Raw genomic sequence first — 17,000 nt, forward strand, 5'->3', positions numbered from 1 at the left:
CAGCATTCTTCACATAAAAGTACATTTTTATAAAAATACAGCAAAAATATTTTGCCTTTAACAAGCTCTTCTTAGTAATATGTGCAAAATTTCATTGCACTACTTCCTATTGCAATTTAAACTAACGTAAGAAGGACTTTGAAAGTGGTGTATACCAATGAATAAGAAAGAAATAATGGAGCTTCAATTAAAAAATAGGATTTTTCAACAAATCCTTAAAGAAATCGATATTGGTGTTCACGTCGTTGACAATGAAGGAAAGACTATTATTTATAATAAAAAGATGGCGGAAATTGAAGGAATGAATTTCGAGGACGTCGTTGATAAAGATTTGCTCGATGTTTTTTCCTTTCATAAAAATGAAGATAGTACATTAATTAAGGCTGTCACAAATGGTGAAGAAATCACCAATGCGAAGCAAACTTATTTTAATAATAAGGGACATGAAATTACCACGATTAATAATACATTTCCGATCATTGAAGATGGCGTTCGTATCGGTGCGATGGAAATTGCCCGTGATGTTACGAAAATTGAGAAATTAATAAGAGAAAATATGAATAAAAAAAGTGATACTCGCTACACTTTTGATAGCATTATAGGCACAAGCAATGAAATTCAAGAGATTATTGCTGCAAGTAAAAGAGCGACAAGAACTAGCTCATCGGTTCTGATTATTGGTGATACCGGTACAGGTAAAGAATTATTTGCTCAAAGCATTCATAATGGAAGTAGCCGTTCCTCGAAGCCATACATTTCCCAAAACTGTGCTGCCCTTCCTGACAGTTTAATAGAAGGCTTACTATTTGGGACAAAAAAAGGCGCATTCACAGGTTCAATTGAACGACCAGGACTTTTTGAACAGGCTGATGGCGGAACATTATTGCTTGATGAAATCAATTCTCTTAACCCTTCATTACAAGCAAAGCTATTACGAGTCCTGCAGGAAAAAACAGTGCGCCGCTTAGGGGATACGAAGGATAGAAAAGTAGATGTGCGAATCGTTGCGACAATTAATGAAGATCCGATAGACGCCATTTCAGCAGGCAGACTTCGCAAAGACTTATATTACCGGCTAAGCGTTGTTTCTCTCTTCATCCCGCCATTGCGCGAAAGAAAAAATGATATTTATGATCTTGTTCATTTTTTCATCGAAAAAAACAATCATTTATTTGGCCTGCAGGTTAAAAATGTTGATGAACATGTTTTGGACATATTTAATTGTTATGATTGGCCTGGAAACGTCCGGGAGCTGGAGCATGTCATCGAGGGAGCAATGAATTTAATTGATCATGAGGAAAGAATTGAATACTCACATTTACCTATTCACTTTCGAAATAAACCTCAATTTAAAACTAGTGAACAAGCTGCTCAAGTAAACGACCTTACTTTTAATGAAAAAAACAATGCTCCCCTCCCTTTTGACAAATATATAGAAATGAAGGAAAAGCATTATTTACTTGAGATCTTAAAACGGCATAACTATAACATTACCCAAGCTGCAAAATCTCTTGAAATGAGCAGGCAAAATCTTCAATATCGGCTAAGAAAGCATCAAATTCAAAGGGACACTTAAAATAGACGATAGGCAGGGACTTTTTTTCATCATTTCAGCTATTTTTCAAGCTCCTGCCTTCTTTGCAAATAGCCTACCTAAATGTAGACTGAAATGGATTTAAGGAGTTCTTTTCAAATAATCAACATAATATTGCTTCGCTTTTTCATAGGCTTCTGGTGTGTCAATATCGGTTAAAATGCCTTTATCCTTTACTTCAATCATTTTGCGGTTAGGTATGTTCTTTATGACTGCTTTTGCACCTATATCTCCTTTTAAGCCCATAAATAAGTTGCGATCAAAATTTCCGAAAAAAACCGGATGCCCGCTTTTCCCATGATAACTTGGCTGAATCATAAAGCTTTTATCGCTTTTCATTAGCATTTCGTTTCCTGCAAGAAAAATAGATTGAACCGTTTCCTTTAATAAGAAAGGGAGATCTCCGAGGAAAACCATGATGCCATTATGATGTTTACTGACATGCAAAATCCCTGCTTGCAAGGAGGTACTTAGCCCTAAAGCATATTCATGATTGATGACCCAGTGAAAGCGATGATCGTCAACAGCTATTTTATTTTGTATTGGCTGAGCATTATAGCCAATGACAGTTATCACTTCGGCGAAGTCTACCGCCAATGCATGTTGAATGACATGTTCTAAAAGCGGTTTCTCATTTAATAAAAGCAGCTGCTTCGCTTTTCCCATTCTAGTAGAAGTCCCAGCTGCAAGAATGATTGCACATATGGAAGATGTCTTTTTCGTTTCTTTCATTTTATACGACCATTTTCGTATTTCCTCGGTGGTGGATATGTTCAGACTCTCTTAAAAAGCCGGCAGTATGCCCGTTTTTCTTAGCAATGATTTCGGCCATGATACTTATTGCGATTTCTTCTGATGTAGCCGAACCAATATCGAGTCCTATTGGGCTATACATTCTCTTTAATTCATCATCATTGAAAACAACACCCTCACTTTCAATTGCTTTTAGCATTCTTATGCGGCGAGAGTGTGGACCAAGAACCCCAACATAGGGAGCGATAGAAGGCAATACAAATTTCAATGTTTCAATATCACGTTGAAAATGATGATTCATAACGATAATATATGTTCTTTGTCCGATATTTAGTTGATCATGAAAATCATCTGGACTTAAAATGAGTATATTGGTGTTCGGAAATCTTTCTTCATTATTATATGACCGTCTTTGATCAACTACAGTAGTCTTAAAACCTAGTGAAACAGCATATTTCGCTACTGGTATGGCATCATGTCCAGCACCAAATATCATTATTTCTGATGGGGGAATATACACATCTACAAAAATATTCATTTCTTTACCGTTTTCTAGTGTAAATATATATGTTTCTGACTTCGGGTTTACTTCTTGCAATTTCTTTATTGCTATTTCAGTTACTTGGAAATTAATTTTCTCTTCTCCAAGATCGCCAAGAGGATTATTTCCACGTGATAGTAAAAGTCGAGCTTGATTCGTTCTCGTCTCTGAGCGACTATTCGGCAAGACTGTTGCAAGAACACTTTCTTGCTCTTCTTTAATAAGATTTAACCACATATCAAACAGCGGCAGCTTATCCATATTCCCCCTCCTATATCTTTATTTTGCTAAAGGAAAGATTGGCTCAATAAATATTTTTACTGTTCCTGGACAGCCAAGTCCAAGACCCCAAACAAGCTCCTCATCAAGTTCGTACGTCTTTAATATAGGTAAGCCCGATTCCATTACCGCTTTCGCCTCGCAAACTACATCAGGCTCTAAACAACCACCAGATATCACGCCAATAATGCTTTCATTTTCATCCACAAGCATTTTTGCCCCTTCACGTCGATAAGCTGATCCTTTTACACTTACGACAGTTGCTAATGCAGATTTCCGACCAGATTTCCTCGTTTCCTCTATCGCTGTGAAAACGATATCATTCCCATTCATTTTCTCCCCCCTAAAACAAAAAAACATAGGGACTCCTTTCGATTAATTAAAAGGTGCCCCTATACATTTATTCATTTATACGAGGAAATATTATGTCAGTTGAAGGAAAATAAATAATTTTGCGGCAATTCTTTATATATCTATACAACATTGGCATGCCTTACGAGAATCAACTTTTTTTCGACGCTAAAAATTCTGTCGTATAGTCCCCGCGATTAAATCTGGAGTCTTCCATAATTTGTTTTAGCAATGGCAGATTCGTTTTTATCCCTTCAATATTCATCTCTTCTAGTACACGTCGCATATTCGCAATGGCAGCCTGACGGGTTTCTCCATGCGTAATAATCTTACCAATCATTGGATCATAAAAGGGTGAAACGACACTGCCATCAGCAATGCCAAAATCCAGCCTTACATCCTTTTCGGGTAATACTAGTTTTGAAATAACTCCTGGAGATGGGAAAAATGTTACCGGATCCTCTGCATATAGTCTACATTCAATTGCATGTCCTGTTTTATTTATTTCATGCTGCTTGACCGCTAATTTTTCCTGAGCAGCGATTTGCAGCTGAAGCTCAACTAAATCTAATCCAGTCAGTTGTTCGGTTACTGGATGTTCGACTTGAAGACGGGTATTCATCTCTAGAAAGTAAAAATTTTGCTGCTCATCAAAAATAAACTCCATTGTCCCTAAGTTTGTATAGCCAATTTGCTTTGCACCCCGAATAGCTGCCTCAAACAATTCAGCCCTTAGCGTCTCATTAAGAAATGGCGATGGCCCTTCTTCAACAACCTTTTGATTTCGACGTTGAATGGAGCATTCTCGTTCAAATAAATGAATCATATTTCCGAAGGAATCGGCAGCAATTTGCACCTCAATATGGCGAGGTTTCGAAATCCACTTTTCCAAAAACATTGTACCATCATTAAAAAATGACAGTGCTTTTTTCTTCGTCCCTTCAAATGCTTTCACTAATTCTTCTTGATTTTGAACAAGCTGCATTCCGATTCCACCGCCGCCTGCACTTGCTTTTAGCATAAGAGGATAGCCTAGCCCATCCGCGATAATGATCGCTTCTTCAACCGACTCAATGCTTTTTTCCGAACCAGGTACAACTTTGACTCCTGCCTTCAACATTTGATTACGAGCCTCAAGCTTGCTGCCCATAATGCTCATCGTTTCCGCAGAAGGACCGATAAAGACGATGTTTTCCTGTTTACATCTGTGGGCAAATGTTGGATTTTCAGAAAGAAATCCATATCCGGGATGAATGGCGTCAGCCTTCATATCCTTCGCTGCCTGGATTATATTTTCAATATGAAGATAGCTCAATTTTGCCTGTGCAGGTCCAATACAAACAGCCTCTGTCGCCTCACTAACATGAGGTGACTCTGCATCAGCTTCTGAATAGACGGCAACAGTCGGAATCCCAAGCTTATGGCACGTCCGAATAATTCTTCTAGCAATTTCTCCCCTATTCGCAATTAGCACCTTTTTAAAATAACTCATTGCTTTAACTCCCTTATCATTCGTCTTAGCGTATTGCTACGCTTTGACTACTTCGCTTTAAGTACCGTTATTTCCTGCACGTATAACATTTCCGTTAACATAGCTTATTCAAAAAAAAAACCAGGCTAAGCCTGGTTTCAAATCAAGATTATTATTTTTTAATTAAATCATCACGTTGAGATTGGTCAATCCACTCTTGAAGCTTATCTTTAAGTGTATTGAACCCTTGAGCAGAATCATTGTCAATATTAATTGGAGCTGCTTGACGTTTACGAGGTTTTTTCGCTTTTACTTCTGGTGTTGGAGGAGCTTCAACTGTAGCACGAATAGATAATCCAATTTTTCCTGCTTCTTCATCAATAGATAAAACTTTAACTTGTACTTCATCTCCTACTTTAAGGTGTTCATTAATATCTTTTACAAATCCGTGAGTAACTTCAGAAATATGAACAAGCCCTTGAGTATTTTCATCTAATGCAACAAATGCACCGTACGGCTGTACACCCGTAACCTTTCCTGTAATAACACTTCCTACTTCAATTTTTTCTGACATGGAAACACTCCTAAATTTATTTGATTTTATACCCTTTTATTCGCAATTAAAAATTATACCATAAACATAACCTATTGTGAACTATATCTACTGAGCAAGGGTGTTTTTGATCGCTGTGTACATACTGAAGTTAATTGGAGTGTTATTTATCATTTAGGGTAAAATAAAGGAAATTCTTATTCACATTTTTAGGGAGACTTTGTAAGATGATACAAACTAACTTCGGAAGACAAATGAGCATTAACGAAATAAATATTTACTATGAATTATACGGGCATGAAAATACGAAAGAAACAATCATCTGTCTACATGGGTTTCTTTCCTCCTCCTTTAGCTTTCGGCGCCTAATTCCCTATTTAACAAAACATTACAATGTTATTTCTATCGATTGGCCCCCCTTTGGTAAAAGCGGGAAATCAAAACGATTCCATTACTCAATTAGAAATCTTGCCGACACCATCATCAAACTTATTGAAAAGCTTGGAATCAAACATTTTACCATCATTGGCCACTCTATGGGCGGACAAATTGCGCTGAACATCGCTCATTCTCGACCAGAGCTAGTCGAAAAATTAATTCTATTATCAAGCTCAGCATATTTAAAAAGATCAAAACAAACACTCATTTTTCTAAGTTACTTTCCGTTTTCCCATTTATTTGTTAAGCGATACTTGGAGCGTTCAGGATTAGAGCGAAATTTACAGAATGTCGTCTATAATCAAACCTTGATTGACCAAGAAATGGCGAACGGCTATTTAGAGCCATTTTTACAAGCGGAAATTTTTCATGCTTTAACGCGAATGATTCGAGATTGGGAAGGAGATTTATCGATAGAAAGGCTAAAGGAAATTGAAACACCTAGTTTACTCATTTGGGGAGAGCATGATAAAGTCGTCCCGCTCCATATCGGACAACAATTAACGAAGGACTTGAAAAATTCAAGTCTCATTATTTTAAATGAAACGGGACATTTAGTTCCTGAGGAAAAACCAGAGGAAGTTATGAGCCATATCGACGAATTTATAAGCAATGGTTGAAAGGCTCTATAAATTAGTCATTTCAATTGACACTTCAACCTAAAGGGTACATATGCCATTATTTTTAATAGTAAGAAGCTCATTTGCGATTTTGCTACATTTTTCTAGTGGAATGATTTCTTCGAACGAAAATTCAAAGATGGCTTGAATTTTTCGAGCAAGAATTTCTTTATTATCAAGAGCATGAATAGCCTGAACGATATCAGCAATTTCCAGATCATAATGACCAGAACCAATGTCAAATGGATCCCAATTATTGATAAGATCTACAAAGCGAAGATTTATTTGCTGTGTTTGCATGCAATCACCTTTACCTTTATCCATTACTTTTTATTCCAACTTATTATAAAATATATCTAACAAAATGAAAAAGGTGGAGATGAAATGAATCAATACAATTTTCATCCAATTATTAAACGTGAAAATACTTCATCTGTTAAATGGGGATTAACAAAGGAAATCTTCGGAGCAGATGATGTTTTGCCAATGTGGGTCGCTGATATGGACTTTCAGCCTCCAAAGGAAGTAATGGAAGCTCTGCAAAAACGATTGGACCATGGGATTTTCGGCTATACATATTTGTCGACCACTACTTCAAATGCCATTAAGCAATGGTTAGAGAATATGCACAATTGGACAATTGAAGAAGACTGGATTCTTTATGATTATGGAGTTGTGCCTTCGATTTCTACCGCAATCAAGGCATACACTTCTCCTGGAGATAGCGTTATGCTCCAATCACCTGTTTATGCTCCTTTTTTTGAAATGATCGAAATTAATGACCGGAAAATTATAAATTCTCCATTAAAACTAAGTCATAATCGTTATGAAATTGACTTTGAGGATTTTGAGAATCATTTAAAAAAGGGTGTAAAACTATTCCTTCTTTGCAACCCTCATAATCCTGGAGGTAGAGTATGGAACGAAGAAGAATTAAGAAAAATCGGAGAGCTGTGCCAACAATATGATTGCCTGATTCTCTCTGATGAAATTCATTCTGATTTAATTTATAAACCTAATCGCCATCATCCATTAGTTTCTTTGGATGAAAAATATAAAGATATTGTCATTACATGTATTGCACCGACGAAAACATTTAACATAGCAGGGCTACAGGCTTCTGCCGTCATTATCCCAAATAAAAAATTAAGAAAAGCCTTCCAGAAGATTCAGCGACAACAAGGGTTTTATTCATTATCAACCTTCGGCATTATCGGAATGGAGGCAGCTAATGAACATGGAGAAGCTTGGCTTGAAGAGCTATTAGTCTATTTATCTGAAAATATCCGAATAACAAAGGAATTTATTCAAGAAAATGTCCCTAACGTATCTATTATTGAGCCCGAAGGAACATATTTAATCTGGATAGATTGCCGAGAACTTCAGCTCAGTGATGAAGAAATCAAAAAAGCCTTACTGGAAAAAGGCAAGCTTGCCTTAGAGCCTGGAGGGAAATACGGTCCTGGGGGCGAAGGCTTTGTCCGCATGAATATTGCCTGCTCACGAGAATTGCTTTTAGATGGACTGGAGCGATTCAAAAAAGCCTTTTCTTAAAACGAATAGTGTTTTTTCACGGATGGGATGAAAAGGAGGCTGTTTGGCTGGCACTTAGCCATTAAACAGCCTCTACTATTTCTTCTAACTAGTTATTTCGTCTTTTTCTTATCATTCGCAATAGATCCACATGCAATCCGTTCACCTGAATCACCAGCAGGCTGTGTCATCCCATCATCAGCACCCTCATGAATGACAATAGATGTCCCATCTTTTGTAAGCAATGATTTTTTCTTCCCTTTTTTCAATGTCACATTCGGGGCCATTATGTCCACTTTAACATCGCCATTATCCTTCACAATTAAGTTAGGAAGGTCCCCTGCATGGGCTCCTTTCGGATTCAACAAACCGTGCTTTTTATCATCAGGGTTAAAATGATTGCCCGCAGATTTAAAATCAGGCGGCTTACACGTTCCCTTTTCATGAATATGCATAGCATGCTCGCCTGGTGGCAGCCCTTTTAAATTAATTTTTAGTTTTACACCTGAAGCCTGCTCCTCTAACTTAATTTTTCCTAAAGAATCACCGTCAGGATTGAACATTTCAACCTCTTTATGTGTCACATTTCCTTCTGCACATCCTGCTAAAAAAAACAACAGAATAAGCATACGAACTTTTTTCATTATGATAAATCCTCCATCAGCCATTTATCATTATTATTTCCAAATGAATCCTTTAGTAAACAAGCGGACTTACAATTAGAAAAGCTTTCATTCGCCAAATTCTTTCGGCGTATGTTATAGCTTTCCTAATGTGAGGTCTAGTTGTATATTATTTTAGCGCTTTACAATTTTAAACTTTCTAGTTAATTGGAAAAGCTCTTCGTGCACGCTATTTACGAGAAATACGTGATTCTCCCACTGATTCCCGAAAATGACGAGGGACTCGACGTTCGGGAATCAAAACCGCTTACCTTTTCCCAAAAATGACGAGGCGCCCGACGTACGGGAATCAAAACCACTTACCTTTTCCCGATAATGACGAGGCGCTCGCCATTCGGGAATCAAAACCGACTACCTTTTACCGAAAATGACAAGGCACACGCCGTTCAGGAATCAAAACCGCTTACCTTTTCCCGATAATGACGAGGCACCCGACGTTCGGGAATTAAACCTGCATACCTTTTACCGATAATGACGAGGAACTCGCCGTTCGGGAATCAAAACTACTTACCTTTTCCCGAAAATGATGAAGCACTCGCCGTTCGGGAATTAAACCTGCATACCTTTTACCGAAAATGACGAGGCACACGCCATTCGGGAATCAAAATCGACTACTGATTCCCAAAAACGAGGAGACGCACACCATTCGGGAATCAAAACCGACTACTGATTCCCAAAATCGATGAGACTCACACCATTTGGGAATCAAAACCGACTACCTTTTACCGAAAATGATTGTTTTGTTGGTACGGGAGTCTCATTCGAGCACTTTGAGATCACTACTAAACCTGTTTCGCCGTGGCTGTCGTCTCAATGATGTACTTTGAGACCACAGCACAACCCATTTTATTAAAGCAATGGTCTCATCCTAACTCTTTGAGACCATTACTATCCTATTTTGATGAAAGAACAGTCTCAATGAGCACGTTACTCATTTTTCAGCGAGTTCAAAAGACAGAATTTAAAGATACTAATTCCGATACTTTCAAAAAAAAAGAACAGTCCTCACATCAACTGTTCTCACCACTGTTATTCATTTGTTGTTTTAGCTGTGCTTCAAACTCTTTCGCTTTTTCTTCTTGACGTTTAGAAATCTTCAAAATGAAGCGAAAGGTTATTACACATAGAATGAAAAATATCGTAAAACTAATCGCTGCTGGAATATATTCTGACTTATCCTCTGGAAAATATAAAAATAAAGATAGTACAAACCATTGTAGCATGACAATCTTTCCTTTCTGCTATACGCAGTGGTTCATTTATTCATTATAACAACAATGCTGTAACTATCCAAACTATTTGCAACATGAATAAAGTAATTACTTCACTTTAATCTTTTTGATAACAACATCTTCAACTGGCTTGTTAATAGCCCCAATTTCAACACTTGCAATTTTATCGACAATATCCATTCCTTCAATTACTTGCCCGAATACTGTATGTTTATGATCAAGCCATGGTGTACCACCTTTTTCATATGCCTCAATGATTTCAGTTGGATAACCAGCTTGTTCCATCTCACCTTTATAATCCGGATCTAAATGACTATTTTGAACAATAAAGAATTGACTGCCATTAGAATCAGGCAGATCAGGCTTTGCCATCGATAATGCTCCTCGGATATGAAAGAGTTTATCCGAAAATTCATCCTCAAATGGCTGTCCATAAATACTTTCACCGCCCATGCCAGTTCCTTCCGGGTCCCCACCTTGTATCATAAAATCATTCATAACTCGGTGGAATATGACTCCATCATAGTAGCCATTTTTACTATGTGTAATAAAATTTTCAACTGCTTTTGGTGCATATTCAGGGAATAGCTTTATTTTAATGGTTCCCATAGACGTTTCCATTTCAACAACTTGTTCATTTTTTTGAACTTTATTTGTTAACTGTGGATACTCCACTTCTGCCTTTTCACTAGGGCTTGTACTACAAGCAGAAAGCAGCAAAATAACTGCCAGTAATGGAGCAAAAAATCTTCGTTTCATTTACATATTCCTCCATAATCCAAAAGTTTCTTTATCTAATAGATTACATGATTTATTTGACAAATGCACTTCGTTTTTCCAAAATAAGATTAAAAGCAAAGGCGACTTGCTCAAGGAACGACAAGCACAAAACAAAATGAAAGGAAAGTTGCTTTTTTAACATTCCTGACAGAGCGGCATGTGGCATCGAATCGATAGCGCCAAGAGCTTAACAATGAAAAGCGAAGGAGATGGTTTTCATGGCAGAATTTAAAGTAGGCGATAAAGTGACAGCCATTTATAAAACTGGAAAATATATTGGAGAGGTAACAGATATTCGCCCTCAGCATTATTTAGTGCGAGTGCTTGGTGTATTAAAGCATCCGATGCAAGGTGACTTGCATAGCCCAAGAGAATCAGACGTGATGATTTTTCATGAGCGCAAAGCATTAGCATATCGAGAACAAGCTAATATCCCGAAGAAAATGGTTCATGTGTATGAGGAAGAGATTCCGGATTATACAGAATCGTTAAAAGCAGCTTTGGAGAAGATGAAGCAAGATTTGCATGATTCTCCATCTCAGTTCGGAGAGTTAAGTTTAAAAAATATTGAATCGCTTGAGAAGGACTATTTTCATTAAAATGCTAACAAGCCAAATCGGTGAGTTGTCGATTTGGCTTGTTAAGCAAACTTATTAAGGAACTTAGAAAAATCGACACGTTCTCCAATTGTTGTTGGCTCCGGCTTTTGTAAGTATCTCTTGTCTTTTTCTACTAGTCTAAAAATATTATAGGTTGTCATTGCATCATCTAAAGCTCTATGATGTTTGCCTGTTCCTTCTTTCCCATATTCCTGAACAGCCTTCCATAAGCCAGTTTGATTTTGATCGCCAAAAAAACGTTTATATTCCATTGATAAGTCGACTTCATTTCCGATTAAAGGAAATGGGACTCCGGATCGTTGGCAATTATTGCGCAGCACCTTCATATCCATATTTCCCCAAGTAATGGTCGTACAGAACTCATTTCTACTTAACTCCTTTAACTGTTTGACGAGCTCTATAAATGAAATACCTTGATCCACCTGATCTTGAGAAATATGAAGGAATGACTTGCACCGTTCTGTTAATTTAGGAAAATGAACTGGAGAAATATAGGAAGAGAAGCGCTCACAAATTTGATCATTTGCAACAGAAACAATGCCTGCTTCAATGATTTCTGGGAAAAAGCCCTTATATTTTCCACCCTTTTCAGGCATCGTAAATTCAAAATCAATAAATAAATACCGTTGAACCTTCCCCATCTTTTCACCTTCTTTCAGTTGGTATAGACGCACATTTTTACTAATATTATAACATGAAATATTTTAATTTTTCTGCTTAATTAAATCTTTTTCATCTCAAACCGAAAAAAAAGATGTAGGCGAATTTATTATAAACGAAAGGAATGTGAAGCAGTTGCGTACATTTGCTGGCTACTTCATCATTGCTGCTTTACTCCCTGTTCTCATAACTATTCTTTTTACGACTGGAACAGAAATGAAGAAAGTAAAAAGTTTTCATCACGTACTAGAAGAAAAAATCACAATGAACGAAATTGCTTTGCCGCAAACAAGCTTAATAAAAGCAGACGATGGCGAAATTATTTCTGAAATTCACCGACCCGTGAATCGGATTAGTTTGAATTCCGAGGATATTCCATCTTTTCTTAAAAAGCTTTTCATTTTATCTGAAGACAAACATTTTTATGATCACGTTGGATTTGATATTACATCCATAGGTCGAGCACTTGCCATCAATCTTAAATCGAATAATATTGAACAAGGTGCGAGTACAATTACACAGCAACTTGCAAGAAACCTTTTTTTAACAAATGAAAAATCGTATAATCGAAAGCTAACTGAAGTCTTGTATGCCTATGAGATTGAACGAAAATATTCTAAGGAAGAAATTCTAGACCTTTATATTAACGCCATTTATTTTCAGAATGGTGCATATGGTATTGAGGCAGCAGCTCAATTTTATTTTCAACAACACACGAACGAGCTTTCTAAAGCCCAGCTTGCTTTTTTAGCTTCTATTCCTAATAATCCAACACTTTATGATCCACTTAACCATTTTGAACAGACAAAAAAACGACAGGAAAGACTAATTGATCAGCTTACCCAACATAAATATATGACGATAGAAGAAGCTGAACAAATCAAATCAGAGCCGATCACTTTAAAGATAAAAGAACGCATTGATCGATTTCCTGACTATGTAACATATGTTGAGGATGAGCTAAAGGAACTCATTGCAGAGCAAGAGGGTTTTACTGAATTGCGAAGAACATTAGCGGATGAAACTGAAAGGAAGGAGCTTGAAGCGAAGCTGCAGAAAAGAGTGGAAGAAGTTATCTCTTCTGGAATCATTATCGATACAGCTCTTCAGCCAACCATTCAAAAAAAAGCAAAATATGCAGTGGATGTAAAGCTGCCATATAAAGATATTGAAGGAGCAGCAGTCGTAATTAATCACGAAACCCATCAGATTGTCGCTCTTATAGGTGGAAAGCAATATAAAAAATATGACTTTAATAGAGGCTTTCAAGCATACCGCCAGCCAGGTTCAGCCATTAAGCCGCTCCTCGTATATGCACCTTATTTAGAAAGGACGAATGTGTCACTCGAGAAAACAATTAGTGCCGGTTATTTTTGTAAAAACGGATATTGTCCACAAAATTACGGTGGAGCTACGTATGGAATGGTTAGTCTTGAAAGAGCATTTATTTACTCATACAATACACCCGCTGTACGATTACTAGATATTATCGGAATCGAAAATGGATTTAAAGATTTAGCAAACTTCCAATTTGCCAAAGTTTCAAAATCAGACTATGTATTGCCTGCCGCAATCGGCGGATTTTCCACCGGAGTATCACCACTTGAATTAACATCTGCCTACACAGTTTTCGCAAACGGTGGCAATTACCAGCATTCAAGAGCAATAAAAAAAGTCACCACTCGAAGCGGTGAGGTCCTCTATAGCTGGAATGAAAGCCCAACTCAAGTGTGGAGCAAGGCAACGACAGATAAAATGAATCAACTATTAAGAAAAACGGTTCAGTCTGGTACAGCCAAAAAAGCATATATTCCTAACCAAAGGGCAGGTGGAAAAACTGGGACGACAAATGAGTACCAAGACTACTGGTTTATTGGCTTAACCGACCAATATACTGCAGGTGTTTGGATCGGCAAAGATCAACCACAAAACTTAAAATATATTGAAAACGCTGCCCCTCAGCAGCAGATTTGGAAGTATATCATGTCGGGAAATGAATAGTTAGAAAGAGAAAACGGTCAAAATAAGTTTCTTTTTGACCGTTTTTTACACATAGCTCCTTCGCTATTCTTATATTCTTCAAAAATATCTGTCTGTTAGCATTATAAAGGCAAGCTTGCCATGAAACTGTTATAAACCTTCACTGCTAAAAATACAACACTCGAAATTAAAGAACACCAAATCATGACTTGAAAAAATATGAGTCCAATCAAACCGATTATCGAAAGCGACGAGCTTATCTTATAAACAAAATACATAAAATAAATGATCGTTGCAGCAGCAAAAGTAAAACCAATTCCAATAAAACTGTTCAAGCTAATTAATGACAGGCCGCTTCCAATAAAATAAATGACTGCACCATTTCGAATGAGCTTCAAGCTTTCTCCTTCAGAATCCTTCGAAAAGAATAAAAGTGATAACTCATTAATCGTATTAGCTATCAGCTTTAGAGCAGCAAAAACCATAAAAAATAACACAAGAAGTAGCACTAACAATGACAGCTTTATTCCACCCTCCGAGAAAAACTCTAACATTCCTCCATAGATTCCAGTACTTGTTAGTAATTCGAGGATCATTTTCTCGGTTCTAATCGCAAGGGAAAGACTAAATAATATGATCGAAAGCAGTGGAAAATAACTCGTAAAATATGTATTTTTCATTTTTACTCCATCCGTTTCACAACTTTATTCAACTTCTCCATTATTACGGAATTAGCAGAAATAGACAACACCGATCATTTAATCACTATTTTTTCCAAAAATGTGTTAAACTTGGATTTATACCCATTTATTCTATCATCACAATGAATAACATAAAATCTGTATTGTAGCGAAGAAAACATGGAAAGGGGAAAACTATGAGAAAACTAATCATGAGTTTTGTTTTCTGTATCATTCTCGCACTAACGACCCAAACCAAACTGATTCAAGCAAGTATGGAGACAGAAAACAGAACTGCATTCTTGACAGCATTAGATGAGCAGCTTGAATCGTCCGAACACTACTTTGACAAAGGGTCTGTATCTTTAGTTGATGGCTTTCATTTTACAGGAACAATTGTAAAGGTCATTACCCCAAAAACAGAGACTAAAGAGGAGGTTGTCAAGGAATATACTTCTCAAATAGCAGTCGGCTTTGTCGAATTCAATGAGATCCGTGATCAGATATTTACTTTTAAAACAACAGCTTTCTATTACTATGACTTAGACAACAAAGAGTTTTTAACTGCAAGCCACGTATTTTTAAATGAAGAAGTAAAAGAATTCTTCGATTTATACAAGTTTGATCTTAAAAAACAGTCAACTGTAGGCACGCAAATCGTCATCATGCTGCTTCTTTCACTAATTATTATCGTACCAGTCCTTATTATGATTTTTCATAATAAAGGGAGAAGCACGGTATCTACTACTTATCAATATAATCTTAAGGGTGAGGCATAACTCACCCTTTTTTTGGCTAATTGGAAAGTTTAAGCTTATTAACGTATTAAAGTAAAAAATAAAGTTCAAATAAAATTAGCGTTTATAATACCGCGTAAGAAAAGCTAGGGCATTTGCCGAAAGAACTTGGCGAATGCCCAGTTTTTCTAATTGCTTAAAAAAATTTTTTGAAAGTTTTTTCTTGATTTTTAACGCCTTCCTACCTATTTAATAATAGTCTTATGAAATAGGTTTAAGCTAAAATCAATTGAAGAAATATTCACTAATCATGGTATAATGAAAAAAAGTGTAAAGGATCTGGATAATAATGATTATTGGGCTGACGATAGTTTTACTTCTTGTGTTATTTTTACCATTCACAGTAAAGCAAGTAGAACATAACTTAGAACTATTTTTATTTATTATGGGTCTCGTAGCTGCAACGATTAGCCAAGTCCTAGATGGAGCATTATTTTTCAAAGCTCTTGAAGATCCGATACATATTACATTGGCAGTCCTTATTGCAGGATTATTATTTAGATGGGGACAAACCCCGATTGAAAAAGGCATACTGACTGTCAGCAAAGCCATGCCTTTCCGTTTGTTTTTAGCACTTATTGTTATCATTCTCGGAATCATTTCCAGTGTCATTACAGCGATTATTGCAGCAATCGTTCTCGTCGTTATTGTTAGTGTTATTCGCCTTGATCGAAAGTCTGAAGTTCGTCTTGTCGTACTTGCCTGTTTTTCAATAGGACTTGGGGCAGCGTTAACTCCTATTGGTGAACCACTCTCAACAATTGCAATCAGCAAATTAAATGAAAGCTTTTTTTATTTGCTTAAACTCATCGGTTCAGATGTTATTCCTGCTATCCTTATTTTCGGGGCACTTACAGTCATTTTAATTAAACCAAAAGAAGATCAGAAAGGCTTAACAGCTGGCCTTGAAAAAGAAAGCTATAAAGAAATCTTTGTACGAGCTGTGAAGATTTATTTATTTGTAATGGGATTAACATTGTTAGGAGCTGGCTTTGAACCGTTTATCGAAAGATATTTACTCGATCTTAGCCCATTAGTACTTTATTGGATAAATATGATTTCTGCTATTCTTGATAATGCTACACTTGCAGCCGCAGAAATTAGTCCTGCCATGGAGCCTCCTACAATTAAGGCGATTTTACTTGGTTTGCTGATTAGCGGTGGTATGCTAATTCCAGGAAATATACCAAACATCATTGCTGCCGGAAAATTGAATATTACAAGCAAGGAATGGGCGCGTTTTGGCGTTCCGATTGGTCTAATTACGATGGTAGCATATTTCATTGTCATTCTTGTTGTTGGCTAAGCCGTACAATCATTTGAATAAACAAAAGATAAGGTGACGGAAATCCTGCCATTGCATAAGAGGCCTGGATATTCGTCACTTTTTTATTGCAAAATACGTTCACTGAAAAATGTAATTCTTCTTAAGGGG

Annotated in this window: 18 protein-coding genes; 7 read left to right on the forward strand and 11 right to left on the reverse strand. The window is 36.8% G+C overall.

Going from position 1 to position 17,000, the window contains the following annotated elements; translation table 11 throughout:
• Positions 1–157 precede the first annotated feature (157 nt).
• On the forward strand, positions 158–1,576 hold the full coding sequence (locus tag KDN24_RS21215) for a sigma-54 interaction domain-containing protein (RefSeq protein ID WP_409974244.1): 1,419 nt from the start codon (positions 158–160) through the stop codon (positions 1,574–1,576).
• A 99-nt stretch (positions 1,577–1,675) separates the two neighbouring features.
• Here the strand turns inward: KDN24_RS21215 and KDN24_RS21220 are convergent, their stop codons facing one another.
• The 5 genes from KDN24_RS21220 to yugI all read right to left on the reverse strand — a co-directional run bounded on the left by KDN24_RS21220 (position 1,676) and on the right by yugI (position 5,563).
• Positions 1,676–2,326, reverse strand: a complete 651-nt coding sequence (locus KDN24_RS21220; protein WP_409974243.1) for a nucleotidyltransferase family protein — start codon at positions 2,324–2,326, stop codon at positions 1,676–1,678.
• Between the two features lies 1 nt (position 2,327).
• Entirely contained in the window at positions 2,328–3,149 is an 822-nt protein-coding gene (locus KDN24_RS21225; RefSeq protein ID WP_409974242.1) for an XdhC family protein, read from the reverse strand.
• Positions 3,150–3,167: 18 nt separating this feature from the next.
• Positions 3,168–3,500: an XdhC family protein gene (locus tag KDN24_RS21230; RefSeq protein WP_409974241.1), complete on the reverse strand. Its 333-nt coding sequence runs from the start codon at positions 3,498–3,500 to the stop codon at positions 3,168–3,170.
• Positions 3,501–3,669: 169 nt separating this feature from the next.
• A complete protein-coding gene (locus KDN24_RS21235) occupies positions 3,670–5,010 on the reverse strand; it encodes an acetyl-CoA carboxylase biotin carboxylase subunit (protein WP_409974240.1) in 1,341 nt (446 codons plus the stop codon).
• A gap of 151 nt (positions 5,011–5,161) precedes the next feature.
• A complete protein-coding gene (gene yugI / locus KDN24_RS21240) occupies positions 5,162–5,563 on the reverse strand; it encodes a S1 domain-containing post-transcriptional regulator GSP13 (RefSeq protein WP_409974239.1) in 402 nt (133 codons plus the stop codon).
• A 206-nt stretch (positions 5,564–5,769) separates the two neighbouring features.
• On the opposite strand from yugI, the gene KDN24_RS21245 reads away from it, so the two are divergent.
• On the forward strand, positions 5,770–6,600 hold the full coding sequence (locus tag KDN24_RS21245) for an alpha/beta fold hydrolase (RefSeq protein ID WP_409974238.1): 831 nt from the start codon (positions 5,770–5,772) through the stop codon (positions 6,598–6,600).
• 39 nt (positions 6,601–6,639) lie between these two features.
• Here the strand turns inward: KDN24_RS21245 and KDN24_RS21250 are convergent, their stop codons facing one another.
• Entirely contained in the window at positions 6,640–6,924 is a 285-nt protein-coding gene (locus KDN24_RS21250; RefSeq protein ID WP_409974237.1) for a DUF1871 family protein, read from the reverse strand.
• A 60-nt stretch (positions 6,925–6,984) separates the two neighbouring features.
• Here KDN24_RS21250 and KDN24_RS21255 point away from each other — a divergent pair, with 60 nt between their 5' ends.
• Positions 6,985–8,154, forward strand: coding sequence for a MalY/PatB family protein (locus KDN24_RS21255; RefSeq protein ID WP_409974236.1), 1,170 nt, complete (start codon positions 6,985–6,987; stop codon positions 8,152–8,154).
• 92 nt (positions 8,155–8,246) lie between these two features.
• Here the strand turns inward: KDN24_RS21255 and KDN24_RS21260 are convergent, their stop codons facing one another.
• The 3 genes from KDN24_RS21260 to KDN24_RS21270 all read right to left on the reverse strand — a co-directional run bounded on the left by KDN24_RS21260 (position 8,247) and on the right by KDN24_RS21270 (position 10,807).
• Positions 8,247–8,777, reverse strand: coding sequence for a superoxide dismutase family protein (locus KDN24_RS21260; RefSeq protein ID WP_409974235.1), 531 nt, complete (start codon positions 8,775–8,777; stop codon positions 8,247–8,249).
• Between the two features lie 1,049 nt (positions 8,778–9,826).
• Positions 9,827–10,039: a hypothetical protein gene (locus tag KDN24_RS21265; protein ID WP_409974234.1), complete on the reverse strand. Its 213-nt coding sequence runs from the start codon at positions 10,037–10,039 to the stop codon at positions 9,827–9,829.
• Positions 10,040–10,135: 96 nt separating this feature from the next.
• Entirely contained in the window at positions 10,136–10,807 is a 672-nt protein-coding gene (locus KDN24_RS21270) for a peptidylprolyl isomerase (RefSeq protein WP_409974233.1), read from the reverse strand.
• Between the two features lie 239 nt (positions 10,808–11,046).
• On the opposite strand from KDN24_RS21270, the gene kapB reads away from it, so the two are divergent.
• Positions 11,047–11,427 carry a kinase-associated lipoprotein KapB gene (gene kapB / locus KDN24_RS21275; protein WP_409974232.1) on the forward strand — a complete coding sequence of 127 codons (381 nt, stop codon included), beginning with the start codon at positions 11,047–11,049 and terminating at the stop codon, positions 11,425–11,427.
• A gap of 41 nt (positions 11,428–11,468) precedes the next feature.
• On the opposite strand, the gene kapD is transcribed toward kapB, so the two are convergent.
• Complete coding sequence (kapD, locus tag KDN24_RS21280) at positions 11,469–12,089, reverse strand: 3'-5' exonuclease KapD (RefSeq protein ID WP_409974231.1); 621 nt, start codon at positions 12,087–12,089, stop codon at positions 11,469–11,471.
• 145 nt (positions 12,090–12,234) lie between these two features.
• Between kapD and KDN24_RS21285 the strand changes: the two genes are divergently transcribed.
• Positions 12,235–14,109: a transglycosylase domain-containing protein gene (locus KDN24_RS21285; RefSeq protein ID WP_409974230.1), complete on the forward strand. Its 1,875-nt coding sequence runs from the start codon at positions 12,235–12,237 to the stop codon at positions 14,107–14,109.
• Between the two features lie 101 nt (positions 14,110–14,210).
• Here the strand turns inward: KDN24_RS21285 and KDN24_RS21290 are convergent, their stop codons facing one another.
• Positions 14,211–14,768 (reverse strand): DUF5366 family protein, encoded by a 558-nt coding sequence (locus KDN24_RS21290; RefSeq protein ID WP_409974229.1) that lies wholly within the window; start codon positions 14,766–14,768, stop codon positions 14,211–14,213.
• Positions 14,769–14,965: 197 nt separating this feature from the next.
• Here KDN24_RS21290 and KDN24_RS21295 point away from each other — a divergent pair, with 197 nt between their 5' ends.
• Both KDN24_RS21295 and KDN24_RS21300 read left to right on the forward strand, forming a co-directional pair.
• Positions 14,966–15,547: a hypothetical protein gene (locus KDN24_RS21295; RefSeq protein ID WP_409974228.1), complete on the forward strand. Its 582-nt coding sequence runs from the start codon at positions 14,966–14,968 to the stop codon at positions 15,545–15,547.
• Positions 15,548–15,854: 307 nt separating this feature from the next.
• Positions 15,855–16,871: a DUF1646 family protein gene (locus KDN24_RS21300; protein ID WP_409974227.1), complete on the forward strand. Its 1,017-nt coding sequence runs from the start codon at positions 15,855–15,857 to the stop codon at positions 16,869–16,871.
• Positions 16,872–17,000 lie beyond the last annotated feature (129 nt).

It is taken from the genome of Cytobacillus sp. Bva_UNVM-123 (assembly GCF_046351715.2).
In the GTDB taxonomy this organism is placed as follows: Bacteria; Bacillota; Bacilli; order Bacillales; family Cytobacillaceae; genus Cytobacillus.

Coding starts and splice junctions, on each gene's coding strand:
- KDN24_RS21250 (WP_409974237.1), bottom strand. CDS start 6,924: ATGGATAAAGGTAAAGGTGATTGCATGCAAACACAGCAAATAAATCTT.
- kapB (WP_409974232.1), top strand. CDS start 11,047: ATGGCAGAATTTAAAGTAGGCGATAAAGTGACAGCCATTTATAAAACT.
- KDN24_RS21215 (WP_409974244.1), top strand. CDS start 158: ATGAATAAGAAAGAAATAATGGAGCTTCAATTAAAAAATAGGATTTTT.
- KDN24_RS21265 (WP_409974234.1), bottom strand. CDS start 10,039: ATGCTACAATGGTTTGTACTATCTTTATTTTTATATTTTCCAGAGGAT.
- KDN24_RS21225 (WP_409974242.1), bottom strand. CDS start 3,149: ATGGATAAGCTGCCGCTGTTTGATATGTGGTTAAATCTTATTAAAGAA.
- KDN24_RS21295 (WP_409974228.1), top strand. CDS start 14,966: ATGAGAAAACTAATCATGAGTTTTGTTTTCTGTATCATTCTCGCACTA.
- yugI (WP_409974239.1), bottom strand. CDS start 5,563: ATGTCAGAAAAAATTGAAGTAGGAAGTGTTATTACAGGAAAGGTTACG.
- KDN24_RS21245 (WP_409974238.1), top strand. CDS start 5,770: ATGATACAAACTAACTTCGGAAGACAAATGAGCATTAACGAAATAAAT.
- KDN24_RS21220 (WP_409974243.1), bottom strand. CDS start 2,326: ATGAAAGAAACGAAAAAGACATCTTCCATATGTGCAATCATTCTTGCA.
- KDN24_RS21300 (WP_409974227.1), top strand. CDS start 15,855: ATGATTATTGGGCTGACGATAGTTTTACTTCTTGTGTTATTTTTACCA.
- KDN24_RS21260 (WP_409974235.1), bottom strand. CDS start 8,777: ATGAAAAAAGTTCGTATGCTTATTCTGTTGTTTTTTTTAGCAGGATGT.
- KDN24_RS21290 (WP_409974229.1), bottom strand. CDS start 14,768: ATGAAAAATACATATTTTACGAGTTATTTTCCACTGCTTTCGATCATA.
- KDN24_RS21255 (WP_409974236.1), top strand. CDS start 6,985: ATGAATCAATACAATTTTCATCCAATTATTAAACGTGAAAATACTTCA.
- kapD (WP_409974231.1), bottom strand. CDS start 12,089: ATGGGGAAGGTTCAACGGTATTTATTTATTGATTTTGAATTTACGATG.
- KDN24_RS21235 (WP_409974240.1), bottom strand. CDS start 5,010: ATGAGTTATTTTAAAAAGGTGCTAATTGCGAATAGGGGAGAAATTGCT.
- KDN24_RS21230 (WP_409974241.1), bottom strand. CDS start 3,500: ATGAATGGGAATGATATCGTTTTCACAGCGATAGAGGAAACGAGGAAA.
- KDN24_RS21270 (WP_409974233.1), bottom strand. CDS start 10,807: ATGAAACGAAGATTTTTTGCTCCATTACTGGCAGTTATTTTGCTGCTT.